We start from the raw sequence: 20,220 nt of genomic DNA on the forward strand, positions 1-20,220 counted from the left end.
ATTAATTAAACAGAAAGATGGCTGGTGATGCGCGCATGGGCATGGACATCGGTGGTCGTGCCGGCTTCGACGATGCGGCCAAGGTCGAGCACCGCATAGCGGTCGGCGACCGCCAGCGCGAAATGCACGTTCTGCTCGACCATGAGCATTGCGGTGCCAAACTTCTCGCGGTCGCCGCGCAGGATCCCGACCAGCCGTTCGATCACCGATGGCTGCATGCCTTCGGTGATTTCATCGATCAGGATGACGCGCGGGCGGCAAATCAGCGCGCGCGCCACCAGCAGCATTTTTTGTTCGCCGCCGGACAAAGTGCCGGCCTTCTGGCCCATGCGCTCTTTCAGGAATGGAAAGTGATCGGCGATGGCGTGGAAGCGCGCCTCGAAGTCCTTGCCGCGCGCCAACGCCAGGCCTAGGTTATCGCGCACCGTCAGATCCTGGAACAGCGCCTGTTCCTGCGAGATGTAGGCGACCTGATTGCGTGCGATGCGGTCAGCGCTCCAGCTTTCGGTTCTTTCGCCAAAGAAGGACACGCCCCCCTTTTTCGGGCGGATTAAACCCATAAGAGTTTTCAGCAAGGTTGATTTGCCCATGCCGTTCTTGCCGAGGATGGCGAACACCTCGCCCGGCCGCAGCGATAGATTGATATCTTTCAGCACCATCGCCGCGCCGTACCCGCTTTCGAGGCCCTGCACATTCAGAATTTCTGTATCGGTACTCATGGGGCGGACTCCATGTGTTGATTAGCGCCGGCATAGACGGTGCGCACGATTTCCGAGCCGACGACCTCATCGACTTTGCCATCCATGACGATCTTCCCTTGATGCAGAACCACAATGCGCGAGCTGATGGCGCGCACGAAATCGAGGTCATGTTCGACCAGTAGCAGGCACAGGCCGTATTTGTTAGACAGGTCGATCAAGATGCTGCCGATCAGCGTACGCTCCGGTTTTGTCAGGCCGGCGGTTGGCTCATCCAGCAACAACACGCGCGGCTCAAGCGCCAACACCATCGCCAGTTCCAGCGCTTGTTTCTGCCCATGCGAAAGAATGCGACATTCGCGTTCCAGCTCCTTGTCGAGGCCGGTGGCACGCAACACGTCGAGCGTGGCTTTCGGTAACTTTAGGACATGGCTGCGACGCCAGCGGTCGGGCTTCTCGATGCGCGTGCGGGCAATGCGCAGGGCTTCCGCCACCGTCAGCGAATCGAAGGTGGTGGCGGTCTGAAACTTGCGCCCGATGCCAAGCGTCACGCATTTGTCCGGCGGCAGCGAATGCGTCGATACGCCATTGACGTGTATCGTGCCCGAAGAACTTTCCGCACCGTCGCTGATACAGCGCATCAGGGTGGTCTTGCCCGCGCCGTTGGGGCCGACGATGCTCAGCAATTCACCCGGCCGCGCAGAAAAGGTGATGCCGTTCAGCACGGACAGGCTGCCGAAATGCTTGGACACTTCATTGAGCGCCAGTGCCGATTCATGTTTCGCCTGGAACGGCAGCGGGCTCGCTTCTTGCAGATGCTGCGGCGCGTTTTTGCCGACGCGCATGCGCAGACCGTGCAACGCACCGGTGAGCAAGGGCATCAGGCCGCGCGGCATCGCTACGATTACCAGCACAAAGGCGGAACCGACGAGAAGCTTCCAGATGTAGGGCAGGTCGCCGCTCAAGTAGGCGCTGCCGACATCAATCATGATTGTGGCAATTACCGGGCCGAACAACGTGCCGCGACCGCCAAGCGCGACCCAGATCACCAGCTCGGTGCCGAACACGAAGTCGGCATACTCCGGCGCTACCACCATCTGCACACACGCAAACAGGAAGCCGGCCGCTGCCGCGATCAGGGACGATACGCTCATAAGGCGCGTTTTTAAACGCGAGATGTTGATGCCGAGGTATTCGCAGCGCGCCTCATTCTCGCGGGTTGCGACCAGCAGCTTGCCGGCGTCGCTGCGCGTGAACAACCACGCACCCAGTGTCAGCAGTACGAGAAAGATACCGCTGATCAAATACCAGGTTTCGAGCGGAATATCGAAGCTGTCAAACCCGGATAGGCCGCTGCTGGAACCGGTGAACTCGCCGCCGGAATAAATTCCCTGCACCAACACGATCGGCAGCACCAGCGTCACCACCGACGCATACAGGGGCGAGGCACCGTGGTAGAACGCAAGCCAACTGATGATACGCGACACGATCCATGACGCGACCAGGCCGCCGACAAATGCGAGCACCGCATTCAGCGGCGAAAATCCATAGTGCTGGAACACCAGCCCGGCAGCATAAGCGCCTATCCCAAAAAACGCGGACTGGCCGAAGGTCAAAATACCGGTGTAGCCCCACAGCAGGTCCACCGTCAGCGCAACCGCGGCGAACAGGAAGGCGCGGATCAGGTTATTGACGAGGAACGCAGGCAGCACGAAGCTGCTGACTACGAGGAATACCAGCGCCGCTGCAAGCATCCAGATCGCCCGCGGCGGCATCGCGCGGCCCGGCGCTTCGGAGCCGGCTGGGAGGCTCGCATTGATTGTCTTATTCATTCGAAAATCCTTTCGGGCGTATGCGCAGCAGCAATGCAGCCAGCACCACCAGCGTCAGGCCGCCGAGTACCGGGCTGACCAGGTTGCTGACCAGGGTTTGTGCGCCGCCAAGTACGACGCACGCTATCGCAAGACTGACAAGTGACGAGCCAGACACCATCACTAGCATGAAAGCGCTGACCAGCCAGGGCACGCCCATGTTGGGGTCGACGCTTGAGAGCGGCGTGATAAGGGTGCCGGCTGCGCTGGCGAGCGCCGCGCCCATGCAAAAACTGAGGAAACGCACCCTGCTGCTGCTGATGCCCAGAGTACGCGACAATGATTCGTTCATGATGACCGCACGCGTCTGCAAGCCGAGGCGGGTGCCGTTCAGCAGCGCGCCCAGCGACAGCGCGATCAACACTGCAACGCCAAGCAGGATCAAGCGATATTCCGAATATTGCGCACCGAAAATCGGTATCGCCCCGCTGACCGGACTGGCGACAAATTGAATCTCGCGTCCGAATACCAGCGTGATGACCTGACCGATGATGATGCCGAGTCCCCAGGTCGCAAGGATCGCATCGAGAGGCCGGGCATACAGCGGCCGCACCACCATGCGCTCTATCACCGCGCCGAGTGCGAATCCGATGACTACCGCCAGGGGCAAGGACCACCACAAACCGAGACCGAATTTGGCGGCGATCACCCCGGAGTAACCTCCGACCGTGAGGAAAGCGCCATGGGCGAAATTGATGACCTTCATGACGCCGAACACGATCAGCAGGCCGGCCGAGACGATAAACAGAATCGCCGAGGAAGTAATTACATTAAGGGCAATATCCAGCACGGACGATGTTCCTTCGAAAAAAACCGGAAGACCGAGCACTTCCGTGCGGCCCTCCGTTGGTTCGGGTACGCGCGGGAACAGGCAGCACGTTTTAGCGCCATAGGGGGATACGATGCAAGGTGCCCACTACGGCCGGAAAAAATATGCAGATGTTCCTGCGCGAACGTTCACGTCGTTACTTCAGGTTCGGGCACTGTTCACCCGGATCAACGTTGGCAAAGGAATCCAGCATCTTCACCGAGCCATCCTTTTTTACCTGACCGAGGTACATGGTAAGCGGCGTGTGATGCTGTTTGCTCATCGAGGTCTTGCCGCGTGGGCCATCGAACGAAACCAGTGGCAATGCCTTGATGACCTTGTCGGTATCGACCGATCCGGCTTTCTCGACAGCGGCCTTATACAGGTACACCGCTTCATATTGCGGCACCGACAAGTCGTTCGGAGTCTTCAGTTCAGCGCCAAACTTCTTCTGCATGCTGGCGATGAATTTCTTGTTGGCCGGCGTATCTAGGTTGCTCATGTAGGATCCGGCGATGAAAACGCCCTCCGCATCGGAGCCCATGCTCTTGGCAGTACCTTCATCCACGGAGAGGTTGGCGTAGGGGATCTTGATGCCTGCTGCACGCATCTGCTTGGTCAGCGTCACATTCGGTGCGCCGCCGGCAGTAGAGGTAATCACAGCGTCCGCTTTGCTGGATTGCAGCTTACTCAAGATCGGCGTCCAGTCAGAACCATCCATCGGCAAGTATTCGTCACCGACCACCTTGCCCCCCATTTTCTCGATATAGCTCTTGGTAAAGGCGAGCATGCCACGGCCGAAAGCATAGTCGCTACCGATCAGGAAGAAGGTCTTGGCCTTGTACTGCTTCATGAAATGGTCAACGATCGGCCCCACTTGCTGGTCCGGCACCCAGGCGTCAACGAAAAGGTAGCGGTTGCATGACCTGCCTTCATAGAGGGAAGTATAGATATAGGGCACCTTGCCGCGGCTGACAATTGGCAGGGCGGCATTGCGCGCGGCGCTGGTTTCCATCGAGATCAGCACATTCACTTTTTTCTGGAAGATCAGCGAGTCGAACGCCTTTTGTGCACCCGCTGCACCGCTGCCGTCGTCGGCGACCTCGAGCACCACCTTCTTGCCAAGGATGCCACCGGCAGCATTGATTTCGTCTACGGCAAGCTGGGCGGACTGCACTACCGAAGGCGCGACTACACTATTAGCGCCGCTCAAGCCAACAGGAACGCCGATGGTAATCGTATCTGCCGCGGAGGCTGCCATGCAAATGGCGAGAATGGAGAGGCTAGCCGTCGTCTTCTGCACGACGCGTGCCGACTTGTTCGAGAGTTTCATCTGCATATCCTTCTATGTAAAGTTTAAGGGCCACAAACCATCAAGAACTTCCGCCGGCCTAATAGTTGCCATGGGCACATGCACCCTATTTGTGAAAGTACATGTCATGAAATTCAAGTAACTTGAATAAAGCAATGAACATGCCTACTGAAAATATACTGATGCGAGCCTATGATGCGCGCCTGAGAACGCGGCGGATGGCCATATGCCGGCAGCGTCGATTTCCGGCCCAGGGGCCAACATGTAAGAAGTGGCGCACAAAAATAGCGCTGGCGCACCAGATAAAGGCGTTAGGGAGGGTGAAGGGACGCGAGTCATGTCGCATTAGCCGACGCTCGATGAATATTGGACGAGCAATTCCGCCAGCCCTTGAAATTGGGCGGGCTTTTACTGCAAGCGTAAAACTGCCCTGCAAGCGACATCGAATTGTCTTCTTCAGCAACGATCATCCGACCTTTGCGAATCATGTAAATGAGTTCGATGCCAGCGAGAGTATTGGTGCTGAACGAAAGGGGTCAAAGTTGAGTATCGGCCTGGTAGAGCCTGTCAGAAATTTTTTATGCAGGGAATGTCGTGCTGCCGCGCACTTAGGCCTGTGCGGATTCGGCCATCTTCAGATTGCGGATGCCTCTCAGAACACCGGAACGCTCGGAGGGCTGAGGAATATGTTTTTTATTTTTTTTCATGTTGGAAAAACCAGTTACGGTGGATAAGGAAGATAAGGTGGTTCAAGCATTAACTGCCTGCCCAGAAAACCGACTGGCCGGAAGCAATTTCCGCAAACCGTTCCTGCGGCGTTTTTCAATACGGAGCCATGTTCTGTTTGTCCCTGGCAGGCACGATGACCCAGTTCATCGCACACAGGAACGCCACTGCAAAGGCCAGCGAGACGCAGGCACAGATATTGTCAAGTGCTACCAGGGTGACCACACAGGCATTTGCATCTCCGGCGGCCGATCGGGAACGGTGCCTGCCCGTCTCCCGATGAAGTCATTTTATTGGCCCGCAGGCCCGGTTTATGCGCTGGCGCACATAGCTTACGCATCGCCGGCCTCACCCTTGCCACGTGCTCCCTTGCTATGCCGCTATGCCGCTATGCCGCCACGCTGTTCATGCAGTGAAAACGCAGGCTGCAAGTTTCCGCAACCAAAGAAAGCCCTCTTATTGTCTTACAAAGAATATGGCGATTTGCCGGGGCACGCGAAGTGCAGGGTTGGTTAACATCCTGTGTGTGCGGGGCGCACATCCAATGCGACCTTCCGGCTACAACGCTTTCAGTTCCCCACAGTGCTCCCATCAACATGCAGAGATACACGCCAACCTAGCAGGAATACAATGTCCAGAAAAACCGACCCCAGCGCGAGCCAGGCAAGCGAGCACGCTTCCGCCAAAAATAAGTCCAATACGTCCGATACGCCGGATAAGCGTTCCGCCAGCCTTTCCCGCCGCGGCTTCATTCAGTCCGCTCTGGCGGCAGTAACCGCAGCCAACACGCCTTCAGCACTCTCGGCGGCACCGCTGAATGCCGCGCCAACGCCGGCGCCAGCGGATATGCCGATGGCACCGTCACAGCCACTGCTGCTGAACGTCAACAACAAGGAATACCACCTGTCGCTGGAGCCCAGGGTCACGCTGCTGGATGCACTGCGCGAAACCGCCGGACTTACCGGCGTGAAAAAAGGCTGCGACCGCGGCCAGTGCGGCGCCTGCACCGTGCTGGTTAACGGCCGGCGCATCAATTCCTGCCTGACACTGGCAGTGATGCACCAGGGCGACAAAATCACCACGATAGAGGGACTGGCGCAAGGTGAACAGCTGAGCGCGCTGCAGAGCGCCTTTATCGAACACGATGCCTTCCAGTGCGGCTTCTGCACACCGGGCCAGCTTTGTTCCGCTACCGCGCTGCTGGACGAAGTGCGTGCCGGCGCCGCCAGTGCTGCGACACCTGACGTACGGCAACGCAGTGTTTCCCTTACTGCAGATGAAATCAGGGAGCGCATGAGCGGCAACTTGTGCCGCTGCGGCGCTTATCCCAATATCGTCGCAGCGATCAGCAGCGTTGCTTTCCGCAAGACATAGAACCCCGCCCGGCACAAAGCCTGAAGTAAAACTCGACCATAGAGGTTTTCATGCAATCCATATTTTACGAACGAGCCAGTGATCCGGCCCATGCCCTGCGCCTGGCGCAGCAGCCGGGCAGCAAATTCATCGGTGGAGGCACCAATTTGCTGGACCTGATGAAAGGCGGTGTTGAGCAGCCTATGCGGCTGGTAGACATCACGCATGTCGGGCTGGCACTGGTCAGCGAACTGCCGGATGGCGGCCTGCGCATAGGCGCCCTGACGCGCAACAGCGACCTGGCCGACCATGCGCTGATACGCCAGCGCTATCCGCTGCTGTCACAGGCGCTGCTGTCGGGCGCTTCGCCGCAGCTGCGCAATATGGCAACCGTCGGCGGCAACCTGATGCAGCGCACCCGCTGCCCTTATTTTACCGATACCGGCTTTGACATGTGCAACAAGCGCATGCCCGGCTCCGGTTGCGCCGCACGGGAAGGTTATAGCCGCACGCATGCAATCCTGGGCGCCAGCAACGCCTGCATCGCCGTCAACCCTTCCGACATGAACGTGGCGCTGGCAGCGCTGGATGCGGTGGTGCTGATTTCCGGCCCGCAGGGAGAGCGGCGCATTGCGCTGGCCGATTTTCACCGACTGCCAGGCAACACGCCGCAGCAGGATACAGTGCTCGCACCCGGCGAACTGATCACCGCGGTAGATTTACCCCCCTCTCCTTTCGCGGCGCATTCGCATTACCTGAAAGTGCGCGACCGTGCCAGCTATGCGTTTGCACTGGTCTCTGTGGCAGCCGCGCTGGAAATGCGCAACGGGGTGATCAGCCAGGCCCGGATTGTGCTGGGCGGCGTGGCCCACAAACCCTGGCGCGTGCCGGCGGCAGAAACCATGCTTGCAGGCCAGCCGTTCAGCCGGGAGCTGGCACGGCAGGCTGCTGCGCGCGCTATAGCAGGAGCCCAAGCGTATAAAGACAACCAGTTCAAGATAGAACTGGCCCAGCGCGCCATCGTCAGCGCAATGGCCAGCGCACTGCACAATGCAGGAGAAAATGCATGAGCAATATAGGACAACCCATGGATCGCACCGACGGCAGGCAGAAGGTCACCGGTGCAGCACAATACACGGGCGAACATGCCTTGCCACGTCTGGCGCATGCAGTGATGGTAACGAGTGCAATCGCCAATGGCCGCATCGCAGCCATTGATACGGCACGGGCAGAAAGCATGCGTGGCGTATTGCTGGTGATGACCCATCGCAATGCCCCCCACCTGCCAAAACAGGCCAAGCCCGAGCCCGGAGGCGAGCCTGCCAACCCCAAGCTGAGCCTGCTGCAAGACGATCTGGTGCATTACAATGGCCAGCCGGTAGCAGTAGTCGTTGCGGATACGCTGGAACATGCGCAAGATGCCGCGCACAGCCTGCGCATACGCTATGCGCCTGCCAAGGCAGTCACCGATTTTAACCACGCCAGACAAAACCCGCGCGCGCCGAAGCCGCAGCCGGAACGCCCCTCCGATACCAGCCGTGGCAGTATTGCAGATGGACTGGGCAAAGCGGCCATCAAGCTCGATACTGTGTACACCACGCCGCTGGAAAACCATAACCCAATGGAACCGCACGGCAGCGTCGCGGCATGGGATGGAGACAAGCTGACGATCTACGATTCCACGCAAAATATCTCCGGCGTACGCAAGACCGCGTCCAAAACCTTCGGTATCGATGCAGAAAATATACGCGTGCTGTGCCCTTTTGTCGGCGGCGGTTTCGGCAGCAAGGGCGCTACCTGGTCGCACGTCATACTGGCCGCCATGGCGGCGAAGCGTGCCGGCTGTCCGGTCAAGCTGGTGGTGGAGCGCACACAGATGTTCGGACCGGTAGGCGCACGCCCCAGGACCGAGCAACGCATGCGGCTGGGTGCAGCCGCGGATGGCAGGATGACCGCCATCGGCCACGATACCATTTCCAGCACCGCCTTCCTGGACGACTTTACCGAACCCTGCACGGCGCTGACGCGGATACTGTATGACTCCGACAGCCTGCAGACCACGCAAAGGCTGGCGACGCTGAACCTGGGCGTACCCATTTACATGCGCGCGCCGGGAGAATCCAGCGGCAGTTTTGCACTGGAATCGGCCATGGATGAACTTGCCTATGCGCTACGCATGGATCCAATAGCTCTGCGCCTGAAAAATTATGCGGAACAGGATCCGGAAAAGAAACTGCCCTGGTCCAGCAAGTCACTGCGCGAATGCTACCGGGTCGGCGCCGAGCGCTTCGGCTGGGCGCGCCGCAATCCGGAGCCCGGCTCCATGCGTTCCGGCCGCAACCTGGTCGGCTGGGGCATGGCGACAGCCACTTACCCGGCCAACCGCAAGGGCGCCAAGGCCTCCGCTGCCATCATGGCGGACGGCACAGCTGTGGTGCGCAGCGGTTCGCATGACCTGGGTACCGGCACCTACACGGTCATGACACAGATTGCCGCCGACGCGCTCGGCATGCCAGTGGAAAAAGTGCGTTTTGAACTGGGAGATACACTGATGCCGGAAGCACCGGTATCGGGCGGATCGCAGACAGTTGCCAGCGTCGGCCCTGCCGTGCATGCAGCCTCTGGCGCCGCTCGCGCCAAGGTCGTGGCAATGGCAGTTGGCGATGCCGCGTCCCCGCTGCATGGCGCCAGCGAAAACGACATCGATGCCGACAAAGGCTGGCTATTCCTGCGATCTGCGCCCGACAGGCGTGAACCGATGAGCGCTGTCATCGCCCGCCATGGCGGAACGCCAGTACGCGCAGACAGCAGTGTTGAACCGGGTGAAGAGAAAAAGCAGTTCGCCATGCATTCTTTCGGCGCGGTATTCGTTGAGGTGCTTGTCGATCCCGACCTGGGCATCATCCGCGTGCCGCGAGTCGTCGGCGCCTACGGTGTGGGCAGACTAATGAACCGCAAGACCGGGCATAGCCAGCTGATGGGCGGCATCGTATGGGGCCTGGGCATGGCGCTGTTTGAAAAAACTGAAATCGACCTGCGCACCGGCCGGCCCGTCAATGCCAACCTGGCGGAATATCATGTGCCCGTGAATGCCGACATCGGCAACATTGATATTACGGTAGTGGAAGAACATGATGAACAAATCAATTCTTTGGGCGCCAAGGGCATAGGCGAGATCGGCATCGTTGGTGTTGCTGCCGCAGTGGCGAACGCCGTGTACCACGCCACCGGCAAGCGCATCCGCGACCTGCCGATTACGCTCGACAAGCTGGTCTGATTTCTATTTCCAGGCGGCGCCGGCGCACTGCCGGTGCCGCATCTCCCTCTTGCGGTTTCCCCAAATCAATCTCCGAGGTCTCCCGAAAAATGGGCTGCTGCCAATGCGGCAATTTCCACTTCCGCCGCTCCCACGGGTTTATAGGACTAATCTGATATGTCCAGCCTGCTGCTTCGCCGATCATCATTCACACACCGCTGCCTGCTCTGCACTAGGGCAACGGTGCTTTTATTCACAGTGAAAGGACCATCATGAATTCCAACAGCAAATCCGGCACAGACGGCAACCAAGGCTCCAGCAAGGCATCCAGTCAAGGGTCTAACCAGGCATCGAACCAAGGCTCCACCCAGGGCGGTACTCATGAGCAGCATGTAGCAGCAGGCCAGCAAAGTCACAAGAACGACAATGCACAGGCAAGCGGCGGCGCACGCCAGGGCAGCAGCTCCGGCTCAGGCAACCAGAGCGGCAACCAGTCCGGCCAGGGCAATCAGGGCGGTAGCCGCGGCGGTTCACACGAGCAGCATGTGGCAGCAGGCCAGCAAAGCCACAAAAACGACGCCGCTCGCGCAAAGGACGATGCGGATGACGATTCCCAGGACCAAGGCTCCGGCAGCCGCGGTTCATCCAGCGGCCGCAATCAGGACCGCTAGGCAAGCTGGCAATTCCGCCATCCTGCTTAGTAAGTAAACATCTTAAGGAGACATATCATGGCTAAGAAAAACAGCGACAAAGATGACGCACCGCAGAAAAGCAAGAAAAGCTCCACTTCGACCAGCGACAAGAAAAGCTCTGCCAAGAGCGACAAGTCCAAGTCGAAATCCGAGTCCAAAAAGACCAAGAAGTAGTTAGCGTAGAAGCAGATACCGGCGTTGCAGTACAACGCCGGTTTTTGTTTGTACAGCTTCCCCCTTTGCATGAAGCAACGAACATGAAAGCGTTGAGATATAACGGATCGCGCGACGTCAGGATAGATAACGTGGCAGATCCCATCATGAGGCTGAGCGACGCGACCGGAGGCAAAAAGATATTCGACAAAAAAGCCGATAGCAGAAATTCGTACTCACGCCATAAGTGCCCAATAAGAAAGCGGCCTCGGCCGCTTTCTTGTTCATCTTAAGCGTCGGTAGACTCGTCTACATGCCGTGTTGCTCCTGCAAAGCAGCCTTGGCATCCGCCATCTGCTCGCCCAGGTCATCCAGATCGAGGTCACTGTCCTCCACTTCCGGAAACAGTTCGTTTTCTTCTTCATCAACGTGATGTTCTATCTGCTCGCTGAGAACCTTCACCTTCGCATCGAACATAGGATCTTCTGGCTTCAGGTCGCCCAGTTGCATGATGAGTTCTTTGGCGCCGCTATGCTCGACTTCGGCTTCATTGAGCTTATCGTCGTCGCCTGTCGCGCCACGCGCAGCCGGGTAGAAAATATTTTCTTCTATTTCCATGTGGATCAGCAGCGCCGCGCATACCTTGCGGGCTATCTCATGCTTTTCTGCTGTCTTGCCGGCGTCTTTGGCGGTTTCGTATTTTTTGAACAGGTCTTCGGCTTCCCGGTGATCAGCCTTCAACAGGCTGACTGCGTCTTGTGTCATGACGTTTGGCATGGTAATTCTCCCTCGTTGGCGATGGCTAAAGCAATGTGGCAAGGTGTGGTTGGATATCGCTACGCATCTGAAGATGCAACGCCAAGCATAATTTGCGAGCGAATAGCAGCACATCAGCGCTGCTTACCACAACTTGTAGGAGGCTATCTCTAGTTAATTTACGGGGGAGAATCCAGTGTAAGATCAGGACAATCCGATCAGGGTAAGCCAACACTCAGTTGCAGATCTTGCGCCATCAAGAGGTGGTGCTTCAGCATCGGCAAACTCGCAGCGGCAAACTCGCGGATGTCGTCATCAATTAATGTCTGGGATGCGTCCCTGAATAAATCGACCGCATCCTTGTGCTCCGCCACGCCTGCCAAAGCGACATAAGCCCTATCATATTTTTTGGTGTTGAGGCCGCTGATTTTTTCGATGGCCGTAAGTTGTTGCCGGCTCGGCTGATCCGGCAGTTGCACGTCCTTGGAAGCCGCCAGCTGCTTCAGTCGCTCGGCCAGCTTGGTATGGCTATCCAGCATCTCGGCGGCAAATTTTTTTACTGCGTCGGAATCTGCATTGCCTGGAGCAACCCTGCTGGCAATGATTTCTGCATTGCCGGCTTGTGCGGCTGAAATAAGGAACTGCCTGTCTTTCGCACTGATTACAGGCGCGGGCTGATTATTTCCCGCAATGCCCTCGGGGCTGGCCAGCAGGATGAAGCCGACTGCTGCCACCGTCAGCATAAGAATGATGGCGCCGATATGGCGCTGTGTCAGCTGGATGGCAGTTGTGGCGAAGTTCATGGTCGCTCCTGTCAGGAACTTCCATAGTAGGACAAAATTAAGCGGGCGCTATGTAGGATGGAATTGAAACTTCTGTAGGAAAACAGGCAGGCAACAAACCGCAGCACGCATTGCGGCATACACGGCAAGCCGTTTCAGGGAATGTGCCGCAGCCTGCATCGCCCTGCTCCTTCAGAACGATGCAAGTTCCGGCTTATTGTGGATGTGTTGATTTCGGTGTATTGGTGATAGTGGGATTTGCTGTATCACAATTATTTTGCTGACGCATTGCCGTCGTCATTTGCGGGGAGTCGCAATTTGTCTGCGTGTTGTTGCGCGGCTGCTGACGATTGGCGTTGGTGTTAGCGGTCGAATTCGGATCCCGCGTATTTGCCTGGCTGCGCTGAGCCGGCGTAGTGCCGGTCATCGACGGCGACGTGCTGTCAGGCGCGCGCAGACTGCCGTTTTTTGTCGTGCCGCCGTTGAGAGTCGAGGTTCCGGACATACCCGAATTGCCGTTAGTCAAAGTGCCGCTGGCACCGGTTCCCGTGGTCCCCATGCCATTGGCACTGCTACTCCCGGTACCTGCGGCGCCGGTGCTGCCCGTTGTGCCGGCATTGCCCGCAGTCTGGGCGTAGGCGCCGGCACCAAGTGCCAGCATAGACGTTACGAGAATGAGTGATTTCAGTTTTTGCATGATTGTCTCCATGATTCAATTGCCCGGTTGCGCACGCTTGAACAGAAAAGCTGTCAACTGCCAACGCAGGGCTGCAAGAATTCAGGATAAAATAATGCACGGCCTGCATGCATAAGCGGAGAGAGTGCACACATGTAGGAAACGGCGACCTATTTCTTTCGGAAACAAGATTGTAAGTCCGAGCAAAATCAATTCAACTTATTGTTGTCCGTCCGCCGCCGCTTTTCCGGAACATAGTCCTTCAATGCAGGAGATTTATCATCTTCTATTACCGCGTTGGCATTGGCCATACGGTCTTCCCATTCTTTCCCTGGGCTAGTCGGTGTCAGAGGCGACCTGCGCTCTTTGATTACAATAAAATCAGCCATGTTTCCTTCTTTCAAATGTCGCCAGGCAACTATCTTTATTCCCTTATTGGGACAGAACATCATCATAGAGAATGACTACATGAGGCGCTATCGGTGACACTCCGCCTTTTTTGTCAGACCGGGATTACATTGTGTTTCAATGCACCATTGCGAAGCGGATATAATAATTAAAACTCGATTCATCAGGCGGTTGTGGCAAAAGATTGAACGCTATTAATATCCAGCTTGTGGAAGGGTAATAAAAAGTGGAGCGTAAATACTTCTTTGAAAGCGGTAACTGGGAAGAAGCGTCCTGGGTTCTTTCCCAGCAATTCCCGGATCGGTTCGCAACTGAAGCCGACGCGAGAAATTACCTCAAAAACTCAGTGATGGACAGGCTGGATACGCTTCCCTTGTCCGCCATCCAGCAATTTGAACCTATTGTCAACGGCTGCCTGATGGCGCTGCCTTCCGCTTTTCTGCAACGATCCCGCCAGGGAGACTATGAAAGTATCCATGTCCATTTCTGGCAATGCCTGGCAACCAATGATTATTCTGTGGTGCAAGTGCATCGCATTGACAGCCCGCCCGGGCCCCCTTCTGAAAATACGATAAAAGAAATGCGCAATCCTCACCGCCAGGATTCGCTGCTGGACTAACGGTGATTTTTCGCAACAAAATCATGAGGCCAATGGCAATTCCCGCCTTCGGCGCTACTGTATTAGCGTCTTGCTCCCCAGGCCTCCTGATTCCTTGTTTGCGTGCGCTAGCGCATATATAGCGCAGGCTCCTGCTCTTAAAATCCATACAGGAACTGCTGGCGGCTTGCCGGGCATCCGCAACTCAACACCGGGAGTGAAGATGATAGTCACCAAAAACCTGAGAAACAGTATCGTCAGGCTCACCACCGCTGAATATGGCAATGGCTGGACAGTGAAGGTGGAAGTGGATGGCGAGACCGTGCATGATGAGGACACCGATATTTACGTCACTGAAGATGCTGCCTTGCAGGCAGGCGACGAGTGCGCGGAAGCGGCCGCGCCACATCTGCATTGACTGCATTTTTTATAGGCTTGAAACAATGTGAGGACCGAACTACGGTAAACGAAGCAAAGGGAGACGGTAAAGGCGAAAAAGTATTCCTGGCCGTGCCGCGGGTGAAGAACCTGTTCAGCAGCTGCGCGAACCTGACATCGGCAGTGGCGAACAACAAAATAAGGATGAAGCCGGCAACGGACATGACACGCAGCAAGCCGGGTGCAAAATAGCGTTCAGAGTTCAGCAGGCCCCAGCCGATGCCGGCTAGCGCCGCTGCCCCTATAATTCCGCATGCAAGCCAAGACGGCGCTCGCCATGCTGTGCCGCTTCCTTGCGCATCATCACCGGCAAATCCAGGGAGTGCTCCTGTACCAGCCGCAAGGCCTGCTGATGAGAAACATTGCGGCTCATCCACGAGAGCGCCTCGGCTCTGTTGAAGAGTAACGGACGCTCGGATTCTGACTTTTTCAATTTACCGGGAGCGCTGACGATAATGATGAAGCCATCCCTGTCGCTGTTGGGGTCGCCGAACACATGGTTACTCAATGCGGGCAGGAACATGGCGTGTCCTCCGCGCTTGCAATTGAGTGCTGGCTGGAAACCTTCATGCAGGCTGGAATCGAACCAGCCGTCTGCGGGCACCACTACCCTGCCGCTCCGCATCAGGCCTGAATAAAAACGGTCCTGCAGCTGGCTACGGTCCGCAGTAATGGATGCCTCCTCGCCTTTATCCCGGTCTATGCCGGACTGCCAGCACCACTTCACATTAACCGCTGCCAGATGCTTTGCATCAATCATCTGCAGCAGCCAGTGCCTGGTGCCCGGAGCGGCGACGCTTTTATTGATGGGGTGATTTGCCTGTATGCCTTCTACGGCGATCAAATCAGTATCAAGCTGATCAGCATAAAAGGATAAGGACTTGGTTTGTGAAAATCCGCAAAACATGATTGCCACCTCTTGCTCTTGTGGAGTATTGAATCATGGTAGGGATTAGCATCAAATCCATGCATAAGCAGCCAAGCCAAATCCTTGTAAGACTTCAGGAGATGAAACGGTGTTGCAAAGCAATTTCGCCCTTGTCCAGGCCTATAGTTCCTTTGCAATGCTTTCAGGAACGCTAACCGGCATATCCAGCAACATCTGTCCCATGCCCTTGCCTAGCGGATCCATACGCATGGACGCAGTGCCGCCGCCATCCAGCGCGTCTTCCAGCAGGAAATTATAGGCGTGTATGCCGGGCAGCAGATAGCGCCGGACCTCTCCATGAACCAGGTGTGCAAAATATTTTTTGACGGCAGCTGGCGTCAGCGCTGCGGTGAGTAGAGGCAGGTATTCGGGCTTGCGCGCAATCACGCCGATATTGGACAAGTTGCCTTTGTCGCCGCTGCGTGCATAGGCCAGTTGCAGCAACGGCACTTCCACGGTGGCAGCGTCCAGCGATGACGCATGGGAAGGCTCTTCAGCAACGGCCGATGGCAAATAGCCGCCGTCCAGCGGTACCTGTACTGTCTGGGACTGTCCATCCAGCATGAGCTGTATCGATACCGCCTGTTTCGGCAAGGTAAAGGAGAACTGCTTGATCAGCGGCGATGCGGAGGGCCGCGACAAAGCCGGGCCGGTCGTGCCCGGCGACCAGGACGTGCCTGCCGGCGCAATCTCACGGGCAAAAATGTCCAGCGCCTGCTTCATCGTATGGTTGACGACCACACGCATCATGACTTCGCGCGCGTGTATGGTGCGCGAGTGCGGGCCATACTGGGTTTCGGCGCCTATCACTTCGACATAACTGGCGCTGTAATCCGGCAAGCCCAGCTTGCGGAAGATGCCGCGGGTTCGCTCCAAAATTGCCTCGCCGGTACGGCGTGCCTTGGCCACCGCATCGATGCCGATGATGACCATGGTGCCGGCGCAGCGGTAGCCATCCATCCACGTAGCGGATACCTTGTAGCTGCCAGTGGGCGGCATGCCGCGTGCGCCGTGCACGCGCACCCGGTCTGCGCCCTGCTGTTCTATCTGCACATCGCGAAAATCGCACACCACGTCCGGCAGCATGTACGCAGCAGGATCGCCGATCTCATATAGCATCTGCTCGGCGACTGCGGCCGCCAGCACGCTACCGCCCGTGCCTTCAGGCTTGGTAACGATGAAGCTGCCGTCTGCATGGCATTCAATCACCGGATAACCGATGTTGGCCCAGTCCGGCACCTGCTCCCAGTCGGTATGTAGGCCGCCGGTGGCCTGGCAGCCGCATTCGATGATATGGCCGGCCAGGCTGCCTGCGGCGAGCAGGCCGTAGTCGTCCGCTTTCCAGCCGAACTCATGCATCAGCACACCCAGCGTGACAGCGCTGTCCACGCAGCGCCCGGTAATGACAATGTCGGCGCCGGCCTGCAAAGCCTGCGCAATCGGCAAGGCGCCGAGGTAGGCGTTGGCGCTCAGCACCTTTGCAGGCAAGGCCTCGCCGCTGAACATGTCTCGCTGACCTGCCTCGCGCAAAGCCGGCAGCTGGGCACTGACATCGTCGCCTTCCACTACGGCGATCTTCAGGCTGATACCCATTTCCTGCGCCAGCGCGGCCAGCGCATCGGCGCAGCCTCTGGGGTTGATCCCGCCCGCATTGGCCACTACCTTGATGCCGCGCCGGGCGATGTCCGGCAACACGCTTTTCATCGCAATATCGACAAAGTCGGTCGCATAGCCCATCTCCTGCTTCTTGCTGCGCGCGGAGGCGAGAATGGCCATCGTCAGTTCGGCCAGATAGTCGAATACCAGGTAGTTGATCGGCGCACCGGTCACCAGCTGTTCCGCCGCAACCGAACTGTCGCCCCAAAAGCCGGAAGCGCCGCCTATGCGGATGATCTTGGATTGCGAGTTGATTTGGGACTGCTGAATTTGAGACTGGGTCATGATGTCTTTCTGCATGCTGTCAACGTCCGGTCCAGACAGGTTTGCGTTTTTCATTGAAGGCAGCCAGGCCTTCCCTGGCGTCTTCAGTCAACGCCAGCAAGGTGATCTGGCTTTCGGTGTAGGCGATGCCCTGGTCGAAAGACATTGCTTCCATCGCCCGCATTGCATACTTGCCGCGCCGTATTGCCGTCGGTGATTTATCGGTGATGCGCGCCAGTAGCCAGTCTGTCTTCTGGTCCAGTTCCGCCGCCGGCACGACGTAATTGAGCAAACCGTGCGCCATTGCCGATGCGGCGTCGAAAGGCTCGCCGCTGAGACACCATTCGCGCAGCACGCGCGGCAACACCAGGTTTTGCAGCAAGCTCATCACCTGCATCGGAAATACGCCGACCTTTACTTCAGGCAGACCGAACAGCGCATGGTCCGCCGCCACCGCCATGTCGGCCATGCACAGCAGCCCCATGCCGCCGGCCATGCACACGCCGTTGACGCGGGCCACAACCGGCAGGGTCGCATCTTGAGACAGGCGCAGCAAATCGGCGTAGTCGCTATTCGGCCTCGCATAGTCGAATACAAAACCTTTACCGGGCTGCAGGTCGGCGCCGGCACAAAAGGCCTTATCACCGGCCGCTGTCAATACGATGGCGCGCACCTCGGGATTTGCATGCGCCTGGCGGTAGCCTTCGCTGATGCCGTCAATGACCTCCTTGTTGATGGCATTGCGTTTCTCCGGTCGGTTGATGGTGATCCAAAAACTCGCGCCGCGCTTTTCCAGCAATATTTGTGGTATCCCGTCCATGTTGCTCCTTGCGTGCACAATATTTTATAGGTTCAAACTGCCGTCGTGGCTTCGTCCCTGGCAATTTCGGCGATCACCCTATACACCGTCACCTGGTCACCCATTGCCGCGTTTAATGCCGTCACCCGGCCGCCTACCGGGGCCGCGTGCACATGCTCCATCTTCATTGCCTCCAGCGTCAGCACCGGCTGGCCGGCCTTGACCATTTCGCCAACAGCGACGTGCACGGCCACCACCCTGGCATTCATCGACGCGCGTATCTTGCCGTCGCCACCGGGCTCACGCTGCTTCGTTTGCGCAACATGCGACCGGTCTGCGATGCGGTAGGATGCACCACGATACTGCAACAGCAATTCACTGCCGTCACGCACCAGAGCGGCGCTCTCGACCAGCCCGTCGCAGGAGAAGCGCACGCTATGCGGCCCCAACTCCAGCAACTGCAACGCGAAACTGCGTTTCTCTATACTGGCCTGGTACCGGCTGTCGCCACCATACGCAAGGCTCGCCACGCAGGCTCTGGCATTGATGTCAAAGCGGAAGCCTATCGGCAAGCGGTGCGCGATACTGGAATTGCCGAGCTGCCCGGTCCCACCGCCATCGGCCGGTACCGCATACAGCAGCATTGCCGCCAGCGCTTGCGCGCGCGCCTCGCTGTCGCCATCCGGTTTCAGTAATTCCTCTGCATGCGTGCCGATGAAAGCAGTCGTCGCGCCGCCGGCGGCAAAGACCGGATGCCGGAGGCAGCTTGCCAGGAATTGCTGGTTGGTCTTCACGCCTAGCGCCACAGCATCCTCCAGCGCAGCGCCCAGCTTGCGGCGCGCTTCATCGCGCGATGCGCCGTAGCCGATCAGCTTGGCAATCATTGAATCGTAGTACGGCGGTATCACCGCGCCCGATTCCAGCGCGGCCTCCACGCGGATTCCAGCCGGCATCTGCCACAGTGCCATCGTGCCGCTTTGCGGCATGAAGGAGGCCTCTGCGTCTTCCGCGCACAGGCGCACTTCGATTGCATGTCCATGAAAACGCACGTCCTGCTGCGCGAGCGGCAGAACTTCGCCGCCGGCGACCCGCAATTGCAACTCCACCAGGTCCAGCCCGGTAATGGCTTCGGTCACCGGATGCTCAACCTGCAGCCGTGTGTTCATTTCCATGAAATAGTAGCGACCTTCAGAGTCCAGCAGAAATTCCAGCGTGCCGGCACCCTCATAGCGGATGGCCTTGACTGCAGCCACTGCAGTAGCGCCCATGCGTTGCCGCAGATCCTCATCGACGGCTGGAGACGGCGCTTCTTCCACCACTTTCTGGTGGCGGCGCTGCACGGAACAATCGCGCTCCCCCAGATGGATGGCGTTGCCGTAACGGTCGGCAAATACCTGGATCTCTATATGCCGCGGCTCCATGATGGCCCGCTCCAGGATCACCTCGGGGTTGCCGAATGCGCTTTGCGCTTCCGACTTCGCGCTGCGCAACGCATCTGGAAACTGTTCCGAAGAGCTGACCAGGCGCATGCCGCGCCCTCCGCCGCCGGCCGTGGCCTTGATCATGACCGGATAGCCTATCTTGCCGGCTTCTTCGTGCAGGCGCGCTTCGTCCTGGTCTTCTCCCTGATAGCCGGGAATGCACGGCACGCCAGCGTCCATCATCAGACGCTTGGCGCCGGCCTTGTTGCCCATTGCGATAATTGCTTCCGGTGAAGGGCCGATGAATACCAGCCCCGCATCGCGGCAAGCCTGCGCAAACGCGGCGTTCTCGGCAAGGAAGCCGTAACCGGGATGCACTGCATCCGCGCCGCTAAGCCGTGCGGCATGGATGATGGCGGGAATGTTCAGGTAAGACTGTGCCGGCAAAGCCTCGCCGATGTGCACGGCCTGGTCAGCTTCGCGTACGTGCAGTGCATCGCGGTCCGCGCTGGAAAAAACGGCTACCGTGCGGAAGCCGAGCGCGCGCGCGGTGCGCATGACGCGCAGCGCGATCTCGCCGCGGTTGGCTATCAGTATTTTATGGAATGGAGTGGATATCGTCATA

21 protein-coding genes are annotated in these 20,220 nt (G+C 58.1%); 8 read left to right on the top strand and 13 right to left on the bottom strand.

Going from position 1 to position 20,220, the window contains the following annotated elements; translation table 11 throughout:
- Window positions 1-5: 5 nt before the first annotated feature.
- The 4 genes from ACO0LO_RS02065 to ACO0LO_RS02080 all read right to left on the bottom strand — a co-directional run bounded on the left by ACO0LO_RS02065 (window position 6) and on the right by ACO0LO_RS02080 (window position 4,638).
- Complete coding sequence (locus ACO0LO_RS02065; RefSeq protein WP_422962527.1) at window positions 6-719, bottom strand: ABC transporter ATP-binding protein; 714 nt, start codon at window positions 717-719, stop codon at window positions 6-8.
- Complete coding sequence (locus tag ACO0LO_RS02070; RefSeq protein WP_422962528.1) at window positions 716-2,530, bottom strand: ABC transporter permease subunit; 1,815 nt, start codon at window positions 2,528-2,530, stop codon at window positions 716-718. The genes ACO0LO_RS02065 and ACO0LO_RS02070 overlap by 4 nt, the downstream gene beginning before the upstream one ends.
- Window positions 2,523-3,356 carry a branched-chain amino acid ABC transporter permease gene (locus ACO0LO_RS02075; RefSeq protein WP_422962812.1) on the bottom strand — a complete coding sequence of 278 codons (834 nt, stop codon included), beginning with the start codon at window positions 3,354-3,356 and terminating at the stop codon, window positions 2,523-2,525. Before ACO0LO_RS02075 ends, ACO0LO_RS02070 begins: the two co-directional genes overlap by 8 nt.
- A gap of 178 nt (window positions 3,357-3,534) precedes the next feature.
- Window positions 3,535-4,638, bottom strand: a complete 1,104-nt coding sequence (locus tag ACO0LO_RS02080) for a substrate-binding protein (protein WP_422962813.1) — start codon at window positions 4,636-4,638, stop codon at window positions 3,535-3,537.
- A gap of 212 nt (window positions 4,639-4,850) precedes the next feature.
- On the opposite strand from ACO0LO_RS02080, the gene ACO0LO_RS02085 reads away from it, so the two are divergent.
- A complete protein-coding gene (locus ACO0LO_RS02085) occupies window positions 4,851-5,423 on the top strand; it encodes a hypothetical protein (RefSeq protein WP_422962529.1) in 573 nt (190 codons plus the stop codon).
- A gap of 88 nt (window positions 5,424-5,511) precedes the next feature.
- Here the strand turns inward: ACO0LO_RS02085 and ACO0LO_RS02090 are convergent, their stop codons facing one another.
- Window positions 5,512-5,640 carry a hypothetical protein gene (locus ACO0LO_RS02090; protein ID WP_422962530.1) on the bottom strand — a complete coding sequence of 43 codons (129 nt, stop codon included), beginning with the start codon at window positions 5,638-5,640 and terminating at the stop codon, window positions 5,512-5,514.
- Between the two features lie 405 nt (window positions 5,641-6,045).
- Between ACO0LO_RS02090 and ACO0LO_RS02095 the strand changes: the two genes are divergently transcribed.
- From ACO0LO_RS02095 to ACO0LO_RS02115, 5 genes are all read left to right on the top strand, one after another.
- Entirely contained in the window at window positions 6,046-6,789 is a 744-nt protein-coding gene (locus ACO0LO_RS02095) for a 2Fe-2S iron-sulfur cluster-binding protein (RefSeq protein ID WP_422962531.1), read from the top strand.
- 50 nt (window positions 6,790-6,839) lie between these two features.
- Window positions 6,840-7,838, top strand: coding sequence for an FAD binding domain-containing protein (locus tag ACO0LO_RS02100; protein ID WP_422962532.1), 999 nt, complete (start codon window positions 6,840-6,842; stop codon window positions 7,836-7,838).
- Window positions 7,835-10,045: a xanthine dehydrogenase family protein molybdopterin-binding subunit gene (locus ACO0LO_RS02105; protein ID WP_422962533.1), complete on the top strand. Its 2,211-nt coding sequence runs from the start codon at window positions 7,835-7,837 to the stop codon at window positions 10,043-10,045. Before ACO0LO_RS02100 ends, ACO0LO_RS02105 begins: the two co-directional genes overlap by 4 nt.
- A 251-nt stretch (window positions 10,046-10,296) precedes the next feature.
- On the top strand, window positions 10,297-10,695 hold the full coding sequence (locus tag ACO0LO_RS02110) for a hypothetical protein (protein ID WP_422962534.1): 399 nt from the start codon (window positions 10,297-10,299) through the stop codon (window positions 10,693-10,695).
- A gap of 57 nt (window positions 10,696-10,752) precedes the next feature.
- Complete coding sequence (locus tag ACO0LO_RS02115; RefSeq protein WP_422962535.1) at window positions 10,753-10,890, top strand: hypothetical protein; 138 nt, start codon at window positions 10,753-10,755, stop codon at window positions 10,888-10,890.
- A gap of 288 nt (window positions 10,891-11,178) precedes the next feature.
- On the opposite strand, the gene ACO0LO_RS02120 is transcribed toward ACO0LO_RS02115, so the two are convergent.
- The 4 genes from ACO0LO_RS02120 to ACO0LO_RS02135 all read right to left on the bottom strand — a co-directional run bounded on the left by ACO0LO_RS02120 (window position 11,179) and on the right by ACO0LO_RS02135 (window position 13,472).
- Window positions 11,179-11,646 carry a hemerythrin domain-containing protein gene (locus tag ACO0LO_RS02120; RefSeq protein WP_422962536.1) on the bottom strand — a complete coding sequence of 156 codons (468 nt, stop codon included), beginning with the start codon at window positions 11,644-11,646 and terminating at the stop codon, window positions 11,179-11,181.
- A gap of 197 nt (window positions 11,647-11,843) precedes the next feature.
- On the bottom strand, window positions 11,844-12,428 hold the full coding sequence (locus tag ACO0LO_RS02125; RefSeq protein WP_422962537.1) for a DUF4142 domain-containing protein: 585 nt from the start codon (window positions 12,426-12,428) through the stop codon (window positions 11,844-11,846).
- A 193-nt stretch (window positions 12,429-12,621) separates the two neighbouring features.
- Window positions 12,622-13,104, bottom strand: coding sequence for a hypothetical protein (locus tag ACO0LO_RS02130; RefSeq protein WP_422962538.1), 483 nt, complete (start codon window positions 13,102-13,104; stop codon window positions 12,622-12,624).
- A 188-nt stretch (window positions 13,105-13,292) separates the two neighbouring features.
- Complete coding sequence (locus ACO0LO_RS02135) at window positions 13,293-13,472, bottom strand: hypothetical protein (RefSeq protein WP_422962539.1); 180 nt, start codon at window positions 13,470-13,472, stop codon at window positions 13,293-13,295.
- Between the two features lie 245 nt (window positions 13,473-13,717).
- Between ACO0LO_RS02135 and ACO0LO_RS02140 the strand changes: the two genes are divergently transcribed.
- Together ACO0LO_RS02140 and ACO0LO_RS02145 are read left to right on the top strand one after the other, a co-directional pair.
- Window positions 13,718-14,110 (top strand): hypothetical protein, encoded by a 393-nt coding sequence (locus ACO0LO_RS02140; protein WP_422962540.1) that lies wholly within the window; start codon window positions 13,718-13,720, stop codon window positions 14,108-14,110.
- A 202-nt stretch (window positions 14,111-14,312) separates the two neighbouring features.
- Entirely contained in the window at window positions 14,313-14,507 is a 195-nt protein-coding gene (locus ACO0LO_RS02145; RefSeq protein WP_422962541.1) for a hypothetical protein, read from the top strand.
- A gap of 261 nt (window positions 14,508-14,768) precedes the next feature.
- Here the strand turns inward: ACO0LO_RS02145 and ACO0LO_RS02150 are convergent, their stop codons facing one another.
- The 4 genes from ACO0LO_RS02150 to ACO0LO_RS02165 form a co-directional block, all read right to left on the bottom strand.
- A complete protein-coding gene (locus ACO0LO_RS02150) occupies window positions 14,769-15,371 on the bottom strand; it encodes an SOS response-associated peptidase family protein (protein ID WP_422962542.1) in 603 nt (200 codons plus the stop codon).
- 204 nt (window positions 15,372-15,575) lie between these two features.
- Window positions 15,576-17,396 (bottom strand): acyclic terpene utilization AtuA family protein, encoded by a 1,821-nt coding sequence (locus tag ACO0LO_RS02155; protein ID WP_422962814.1) that lies wholly within the window; start codon window positions 17,394-17,396, stop codon window positions 15,576-15,578.
- Window positions 17,397-17,415: 19 nt separating this feature from the next.
- Window positions 17,416-18,195 carry an enoyl-CoA hydratase/isomerase family protein gene (locus ACO0LO_RS02160; protein ID WP_422962543.1) on the bottom strand — a complete coding sequence of 260 codons (780 nt, stop codon included), beginning with the start codon at window positions 18,193-18,195 and terminating at the stop codon, window positions 17,416-17,418.
- 32 nt (window positions 18,196-18,227) lie between these two features.
- Entirely contained in the window at window positions 18,228-20,219 is a 1,992-nt protein-coding gene (locus tag ACO0LO_RS02165; RefSeq protein ID WP_422962544.1) for an acetyl/propionyl/methylcrotonyl-CoA carboxylase subunit alpha, read from the bottom strand.
- Window position 20,220: the final 1 nt, after the last annotated feature.

The sequence above is a fragment of the Undibacterium sp. TJN25 genome (assembly GCF_049339885.1).
Taxonomy (GTDB): Bacteria; Pseudomonadota; Gammaproteobacteria; order Burkholderiales; family Burkholderiaceae_D; genus Undibacterium.